The sequence below is a fragment of the Profundibacter sp. genome (genome assembly GCF_056498605.1).
The window spans coordinates 1-7981 of sequence record NZ_JBSMEZ010000087.1 but is presented as its reverse complement, the minus strand read 5'-3'; the positions used below and the strand labels follow the sequence as shown (position 1 = coordinate 7981).

Below are 7981 nucleotides of genomic sequence, written 5' to 3'. Positions count from 1 at the left end.
GGGGCAATCAAAGTCCATTGATTATCTGTTAAAACCGTTCGTATCAAAGCTGCTCTCCTTTTGTTTGCAACATTGAATCAGAACTTAAACAGAATGGGAATCCCTAAACGTCAACAGGCCCTAATTGTAGCCATAATATTTCTCCTAAAAGTATTGGTTTAAATAATGCTTCTTAAAGATGTGAAGCAATTTAAATATCAACTTATAGGTGTGTTACCGCAAGTCCGGAAAACCAGAATTGACATACCGCGATTTACGGGATTCCACTGGCCTTGGAAGCCGATTCCCAAGAAATAATTGGGGATGAATTCGTTGCATGGGCAAATGCGTCCTAAAAGCCCCTCGCCGCCGCGCGACTGATCCCTTATAACGCTGCCAACAACTGGGGAGTCGCACGATATGACCGGAGAATTATCACCGATCGACAAAGCCAAATTTGTCGCCGCCAAACGCGCTGTGGATTACGTCGAGGACGGCATGCGTGTCGGGTTGGGCACTGGATCAACCGCCGCGTGGATGGTGCGCTGTCTGGGCGAACAGGTCCGCGATGGCGGCATGAAGATCAAGGGCGTGCCAACGTCCACCCGCACCGCTGATCTGGCGCGGCAAGTCGGCATCGAGGTGATTTCGCTGGACGAGGCGAAATGGCTGGACGTGACCATTGATGGCACGGATGAATATGACGCCAACCTGAACCTGATCAAGGGCGGCGGTGGCGCATTGTTGCAAGAAAAGATCGTGGCGACCGCATCCGATATGATGGTGGTGATCGCCGATGTTTCCAAGCAGGTCGAAACGCTGGGTGCCTTCCCGCTGCCGGTCGAGGTGATCCCGTTTGGCTGGCAAACCAGCAAAGCCTTGATCGAGGAAACGCTGGTCAGTCTGGATGTGCTGGGCCAAAACTCTACCCTGCGGCTGAATGGCGATGTGCCGTTCATCACCGACGAGGGCAATTATATTCTGGACCTGCATTTGAACCGGATAGGTAATCCTCGGCAGTTTTCACTGGTGATAAACCAGATCCCCGGCGTGGTGGAAAACGGGCTTTTCATCGACATTTGCGATGTGGTTGTGATTGGCTATGGCGATGGCCGTGTCGAAGTGCGTGACATCAATGCCGGCACAGTCGAGGAAGACCGCATTGATTTCGTCGAGAGCGATAACCTGTTTACCGATCTGACGGAATAATCATCTAAGGGCGTGATGCTATGAGTTTTGACTATGATCTATTCGTCATTGGTGGCGGTTCGGGCGGGGTGCGTGCGGGGCGTTTGGCGGCAAGTGAAGCCGGAGCCAAGGTGGCGCTGGCCGAAGAATACCGCATGGGCGGCACTTGCGTTATTCGCGGGTGTGTTCCGAAAAAGCTGATGGTTTTCGCCTCGGCCTATAGCGGGGCGGTGCAGGACGCCAAGGCGTTCGGCTGGACCAATTCAAGCATTGGCGCGTTCGACTGGAGCAAGTTTCGTGGCAAGCTGGATGCGGAACTGGACCGGCTGGAAAATATCTATCGCACCAATCTGGCCAAGGCCGGTGTCGAGATTTTCGATGCCCGCGCCGAGATGGTCGACGCGCATACGGTGAAGTTGAGCAGTGGCGAGACCTTTAGTGCCAAGCATATTCTGATAGCGGTCGGCGGGCGGCCATTCACGCCGGAATTTGAGGGATCAGACCTGACGATCACCTCGAATGAGGTGTTCAAGCTGGACAAGCTGCCCAAATCTATTCTGATTGTCGGTGGCGGGTTTATTGCCTGCGAGTTTGCCTGCATCCTGAACGGGCTGGGTGTCAAGGTGACACAATTCTATCGTGGTGCGCAAATTCTGCGCGGATTCGATGACGAGGCCCGCGGCCATGTGGCCGATCTGGTGCGCGAGCGGGGCGTGGACCTGCATGTGGGCACCGATGTGATGAAGATCGACAAGGTCGATGACGGGTTGTTCGTGAAATGCACCACCGGTCATGACCTTATCGTTGATACGGTAATGTATGCCACGGGGCGGGTGCCGAACAGTGATAGCTTGGGGTTGGAAAATACCGGCGTTGAACTGGGTCGCAAGGGCGAGATCATTGTGGATGACTATTCGCAAACCGCTGTGCCGTCGATCTATGCGGTCGGCGATGTCACCGACCGGATCAACCTGACGCCGGTGGCGATCCGAGAGGGCGCGGCCTTTGTTGATACAGTATTTCATGGTAAACCGCACAAGCCGGACCATGATCTGGTGGCAAGTGCGGTGTTCACCCAACCCGAACTGGGCACCGTGGGCATGACCGAGGAAGCGGCGCGTGATCAGGAGCCGATCGAGGTTTACAGCGCCACGTTCCGCGCCATGCAGACCGGATTTGCCGAGCGCGAGGACCGTGTGATGATGAAACTGATCGTCAGCCAAGCCACACGCGTGGTTCTGGGCTGTCATATTGTCGCGGATAATGCGGGTGAAATGATCCAGCTGGCGGCGATTGCAGTAAAAATCGGCGCAACCAAGGAAGATTTTGATCGCACGGTTGCGGTGCACCCGACCATGACCGAAGAGCTGGTGACTATGAAGGTGCCAACGCGGACTGCGTAATACGCAACAGTACAAATTCACCCGTGCAGACGGGTTGAAATTACCCTATAGAATACACAACTGATCTACATATCTGAACTAAAAGGAAGCTAGATGGCTGGAAATAACGGCGGACCCTGGGGTGGAGGCAGCAATAATGGCGGCCAGAACGGCGGCGGTGATGACCGCGGCGGTGGGGGTGGCAAACGCCCCGGCCAGGACGGACCGCAAATCCCCGAACTCGAAGACATTGTGAAAAAAGGCCAGGAACAACTGCGCGTCCTTATGGGCGGTCGTGGTGGTCGTGGCACTGGCGGGCAGGGTGATGGACCATCAGGTCCGGCGTTCACCAAAGGCACGGTTGGCCTTGGTCTGTTGGTGGCCGCAGGGCTATGGGCCATGGCGTCGTTTTATACGGTCAAGCCTGAGGAACAATCGGTTGAACTGCTGTTTGGCAAATATTCATCCACGGGCAACCCGGGGCTAAATTTTGCACCTTGGCCTGTGGTGACCAAAGAAATCCGCCCTGTAACCCGCGAGCAAATCGTCAATATCGGTGTGGGTGTCGGGGGTGATGCTGGTCTGATGCTGACCGGTGATGAAAATATCGTCGACATTGATTTTCAGGTGGTCTGGAACATTAACGATCTGCAAAAATTCCTATTCGAGCTGAAAAACCCCGAAGAAACCATCGCAGCGGTGTCTGAATCAGCCATGCGCGAGATTATCTCGCAATCCAATCTGGCCCCGATCCTGAACCGTGACCGCCGCGCGATTTCAGATCATTTGAAAGACCTGATCCAGCAAACACTCGATAGCTATAAAACTGGGGTGACCATTGTTCGGGTTAACTTTGACAAGGCCGATCCGCCCAAAGAAGTGATCGACGCCTTTCACAAGGTGCAGGAAGCGGAACAAATCCGCGACCGTCTGGTGAAAGAGGCCGACACCCACGCCAACCGCGTTTTGGCGGGGGCCCGTGGTGAAGCGGCCCAAGTGCTGGAAAAAGCCGAAGCGTATCGCGCCCGTGTGGTCAATGAAGCCGAAGGTGAAGCCAGCCGGTTCTTGGCCGTGTTGGAAGAATACCAGAAAGCACCGGAAGTGACGCGCAAGCGGCTGTATCTGGAAACCATGGAAGAAGTGCTGGGCGGAATGAACAAAGTCATTCTGGATCAGGACACCAGCGGGGGCGCACAGGGTGTTGTGCCATATCTGCCGCTGAACCAGTTGCAAAGCAGCGGAGGGAACAACTAATGCGGAAAACTACATTACTCCTTCCGATTCTATTCATCGCAGTAATAACGCTGATGTCGTCGGTTTTCATCGTGGACGAGCGCGAAAAAGTGCTGGTGCTGCAATTTGGTAAGGTGGTTTCGATCAAGAACGAGCAGGGTATCGCCTTCAAAATTCCGTTGATTCAGGATGTGGTGCGCTATGACGACCGTATTCTGAGCCGCGATGTTGATCCGCTAGAGGTGACACCGCTGGATGATCGCCGTCTGGTGGTCGATGCCTTTGCCCGTTACCGCATTGTGGACGTTGAAAAGTTCCGCCAAGCGGTGGGTGTTGGGGGCGAACGTGCCGCTGAAACCCGTATCGATTCAATCCTCAAGGCGCAAATCCGCGAGGTTCTGGGGTCGGTTTCGTCAAACGATATCCTATCGACGGATCGGGCGGCCTTGATGCTGAAAATTCGCAACGGCGCAATTGCCGATGCGCGGTCGCTGGGTCTTGTGGTGATTGACGTGCGTCTGAAGCGTACCGATTTGCCGCGTGCCAACCTTTCGGCCACATTCGACAGAATGCGCGCCGAACGCGACCGTGAAGCAGCGGACGAGATTGCCCGTGGTAAGGAAGCCGCGTTGCGCGTAACGGCGCTGGCCGACCGGACTGTGGTTGAACTGGTGTCAGCTGCGAACCGTGAATCCGAGATCGCCCGTGGTGAAGCGGATGCGAAACGCAACGCAATATTCGCGGAAGCGTTTGGCAAGGACATTGAATTCTTTGAATTCTACCGTTCTCTGGCGGCCTATCGGTCCTCACTGAAAGGCAACAATTCAACGATGGTTCTGTCACCGGATAGTGAATTCTTTAACTATCTGAAATCGGCGAAGCCATAATGGGGTCAACCATTCTGTCGGCCTTCGGGCTGGTATTGGTAATAGAGGGGCTGGTGTACGCACTGGCCCCTTCGCTTGTTGAACAACTATTGGAAACCCTGAAAGCGATGCCGCTTGAAATGCGCCGCCGTTTTGGCCTTGGGGCCGTTACATTGGGCGTCGGTTTGGTCTGGCTGGCGCAGATAATAGGCTGAAATCTGCTTCACAACCGCTTGAAGTTGCGACCAGGGGTTTGAGTTCTGAAAATATGTGCCTATCTATAGGACTATCAGGTCGCGCCGAATACAAGGTTGGGCGCGCTGTTTCAGACTGAAAGAGGAGTACTTTCAAAGTGAAAACCAAGGCTATTTCGATCCCCGTCGCCCAAAATTCAAACAATCACGCCCCGATGCAAGCCATGTGGATGCTGATGCTGGCTGCAATGTTGCTGGTATTACAAGCGGTCACAGGACATGCCCGTGGCGGGCCTGAAAGCTTTGCCGATCTGGCAGAAGAGATCAGCCCGTCGGTCGTGAACATCACCACGACAACCACAATCGCGGCCCCGACAGGCCAGATGCCTGGGCCCATCGTGCCCGAAGGATCACCGTTCGAGGATTTCTTTAAGGATTTCATGGACCGTGGTGGCAATGGCCAACAGCCACGGCGAAGTCAAGCACTGGGATCGGGTTTTGTGATTTCCGAGGATGGATATATCGTCACCAACAACCATGTGATTGCAGAAGCTGACGAGATCGAGATCGAGTTTTTCGACGGTAAAATGCTACCTGCCAAGGTGATTGGCCGTGACCCCAAGGTTGATATTGCGCTGCTGAAGGTCGAAAGCGACGAGCCGCTGCCATTTGTTGCCTTCGGCGATAGTGACATCATGCGCGTCGGTGACTGGGTGATGGCGATGGGCAATCCGTTAGGGCAGGGATTTTCTGTTTCTGCCGGTATCGTTTCGGCGCGCAACCGTGCGCTGTCAGGCACCTATGACGACTACTTGCAAACCGACGCCGCGATCAACCGAGGCAATTCGGGTGGGCCGTTGTTTAATATGGATGGTCAGGTGATCGGTGTGAACACCGCAATTCTGTCCCCGAATGGCGGTTCCATCGGCATCGGGTTTTCGATGGCGTCAAATGTGGTGACCCGTGTGGTGAGCCAGTTGAAAGAATTTGGCGAAACGCGGCGCGGTTGGCTGGGTGTGCGCATTCAGGATGTGACCGATGATGTGGCCGAAGCGATGGGGCTGGACACAGCTGCCGGCGCATTGGTAACGGACGTTCCCGAAGGTCCAGCCGCCGAGGCGGGTATCAAATCGGGCGATGTGATCACTGTGTTTGACGGAACCACAGTTGTGGACACCCGTGGATTGGTCAGGACGGTGGGCAACACCGAAGTTGGCAAAGAGGTGCGTGTTGTGGTGCTGCGTGATGGTAAAACCCAGACGCTGAAGATCACATTAGGTCGCCGTGAAACTGCCGAGGGCACTATTCCGGCTGTTGTTGGAACACCCGCGGCACCGATTGAAAAAGGTATCCTTGGATTGACCGTCGTGGAAATGTCGCCCGAACTGCGTAAGCAACTGGGGCTGGCAGACGGGGCCGAAGGGCTGGTGGTTAAAGAGGTCGACGAGACAACCGAAGCTTATGAAAAAGGGCTGCGGGCTGGCGACGTGTTGACCGAAGCGGGTCAGCAAAAGATCACAAGCGTTGCTGATCTGGAAGCACGGATCAAGGACGCGCATGAGGCGGGCCGCAAATCGCTGCTGCTGCTGGTGCGTCGTGCGGGCGAGCCACGGTTTGTGGCGCTGTCGCTGGAATGATTTTCACATGTAATAACAAGAATGGGGCATCCGGTTGGGTGCCCTTTTTGTTTTGTGCCGGTGCGGGTTTAATTCACGGTTACCATAGATCGGGGTCCATCCATGGTTTTGGCAGCGATAGCCGCCCTGCCAACAACGGCGCGCGTGCTGCAAGCGGCATGGATTGCCATGCATCGCCGTATTCCACTGGCAGGGGATAGGGCGTCAACACATGTCGTTCGGGCGCAAACCCGAACCGCTGGTAATATGCCGGAGCACCGAGAACAAAGACTTGGCTGATCCCGTCCCCCTCCAACCGATCCAGCCCGTTGCGGACAAGTGTGTTGCCCAGACCCTGTCGCTGGTGCGATGGTCTGACACCAAGAGGCCCTAGGAGTGCTCCGGTTTGTTTCTGGTCTTTGGTTGTGCCGATGGTGAACAGGATGTGTGCAACCAACGTATCCCCGTCAAAGGTGGCCAGCGACAAAATCTGCGGCCCTAGCTTGAGAAGGGCTGATACAACAGCTCTCAGATACTCATCAGGAAAGGCCTGCGGATAGAGCGCGAGTATCTGCGCTGTATTTGCGGGTGTGGTTTGGCGGATCACCAATTTATTGGTCATGTTTGACCTTCTATAAGCATAGGCTGCTAGTTGTCGTTGGGCCGTGCATAGGCCACCAGCCCCAATTGGCGGGCAGCCGCAAGCGACAGGATGTTACTGTCCAACCCATGCTGTTTTTGATACCAGCGCACTGCTTTGGTGGTTTTCCGGTCCATCACGCCGGTTACTGCGCCGCGATATAGCCCGCGCGATTTTAGCGCCCGTTGCAGGGTTGCAATGAAATCCCTGTCCATATCGGCCACGCAAGGCACCTCGAACCAGTATTCGGCGCGAGGTTTGATGATCTTTTGGTGGGTCAGGGTTTTGTAAACTGCGGGGCTTTGCACGGTTCGATAGGTCGGTGCGCCATCGGGGGATGGGCCGATCACGGGTCCGGCGGCACGCACCAGCACCTGTTCGGTCACGGTTTCGACAAGGGCGGGGGTTATGTCTTTGCCCCAGCATTTGCCGCTGCGGTTGTCTTCGGGCGCTTTGGTCGAAACCTGGATCATGTCGGCTTCGTTAACAGGTGGCAGAACAGGGGGGGGACCCTGCTGACAGGCCCCCAGAAACAGGGTTGTAGCCCCTAGCATCCAATGGATACGCATTATCACTGCTCGCCGCCTTTTTGGCTGGATCATTAGTGTGGTCATACGCGGTTGTGCCTGTTGGTGAAAGCAGTATGGCAATCGTGCGAAATATTCATACCAATCTGTAACATTGAAGGCCCAGTCAGTTTGTTTCTGGGCGGGTTTGTGGCAACCACTGGTAAATCCTGCTGGCAAGGCGTATCTGCCTTGGCTAAAGGTTGCAGACGGCTTTGGTTTAAGGAAAGCAAAATGGCGAAAATTACATATGTTGAGCACAACGGTACCAAGCATGTTGTTGATGTTGCTCTGGGGCTGACCGTGATGGAGGGCGC

Annotated in this window: 8 protein-coding genes and 1 pseudogene; 7 read left to right on the top strand and 2 right to left on the bottom strand. The window is 55.1% G+C overall.

The window, feature by feature from the left end; genetic code table 11:
* Positions 1-399: 399 nt before the first annotated feature.
* From rpiA to ACWB12_RS08810, 6 genes are all read left to right on the top strand, one after another.
* Positions 400-1188: a ribose-5-phosphate isomerase RpiA gene (rpiA, locus tag ACWB12_RS08835; RefSeq protein WP_479529708.1), complete on the top strand. Its 789-nt coding sequence runs from the start codon at positions 400-402 to the stop codon at positions 1186-1188.
* Positions 1189-1208: 20 nt separating this feature from the next.
* The gene (gor, locus tag ACWB12_RS08830) at positions 1209-2570 is read left to right on the top strand and encodes a glutathione-disulfide reductase (protein ID WP_479529707.1); all 1362 of its coding nucleotides are present in this window, start codon (positions 1209-1211) and stop codon (positions 2568-2570) included.
* Between the two features lie 93 nt (positions 2571-2663).
* Entirely contained in the window at positions 2664-3803 is a 1140-nt protein-coding gene (gene hflK, locus ACWB12_RS08825; RefSeq protein WP_479529706.1) for an FtsH protease activity modulator HflK, read from the top strand.
* The gene (gene hflC / locus ACWB12_RS08820) at positions 3803-4669 is read left to right on the top strand and encodes a protease modulator HflC (protein ID WP_479529705.1); all 867 of its coding nucleotides are present in this window, start codon (positions 3803-3805) and stop codon (positions 4667-4669) included. Before hflK ends, hflC begins: the two co-directional genes overlap by 1 nt.
* Positions 4669-4863 carry a DUF2065 domain-containing protein gene (locus ACWB12_RS08815; protein ID WP_479529704.1) on the top strand — a complete coding sequence of 65 codons (195 nt, stop codon included), beginning with the start codon at positions 4669-4671 and terminating at the stop codon, positions 4861-4863. The genes hflC and ACWB12_RS08815 overlap by 1 nt, the downstream gene beginning before the upstream one ends.
* 194 nt (positions 4864-5057) lie before the next feature.
* Positions 5058-6479, top strand: a complete 1422-nt coding sequence (locus tag ACWB12_RS08810) for a Do family serine endopeptidase (protein WP_479529709.1) — start codon at positions 5058-5060, stop codon at positions 6477-6479.
* A 79-nt stretch (positions 6480-6558) separates the two neighbouring features.
* Here the strand turns inward: ACWB12_RS08810 and ACWB12_RS08805 are convergent, their stop codons facing one another.
* Positions 6559-7080, bottom strand: a complete 522-nt coding sequence (locus ACWB12_RS08805; RefSeq protein WP_479529703.1) for a GNAT family N-acetyltransferase — start codon at positions 7078-7080, stop codon at positions 6559-6561.
* Positions 7081-7106: 26 nt separating this feature from the next.
* On the bottom strand, positions 7107-7571 hold the full coding sequence (locus tag ACWB12_RS08800) for a peptidoglycan-binding domain-containing protein (protein ID WP_479529702.1): 465 nt from the start codon (positions 7569-7571) through the stop codon (positions 7107-7109).
* A gap of 327 nt (positions 7572-7898) precedes the next feature.
* Here ACWB12_RS08800 and ACWB12_RS08795 point away from each other — a divergent pair.
* Positions 7899-7981, top strand: a pseudogene (locus tag ACWB12_RS08795) (2Fe-2S ferredoxin); the annotation flags it as partial.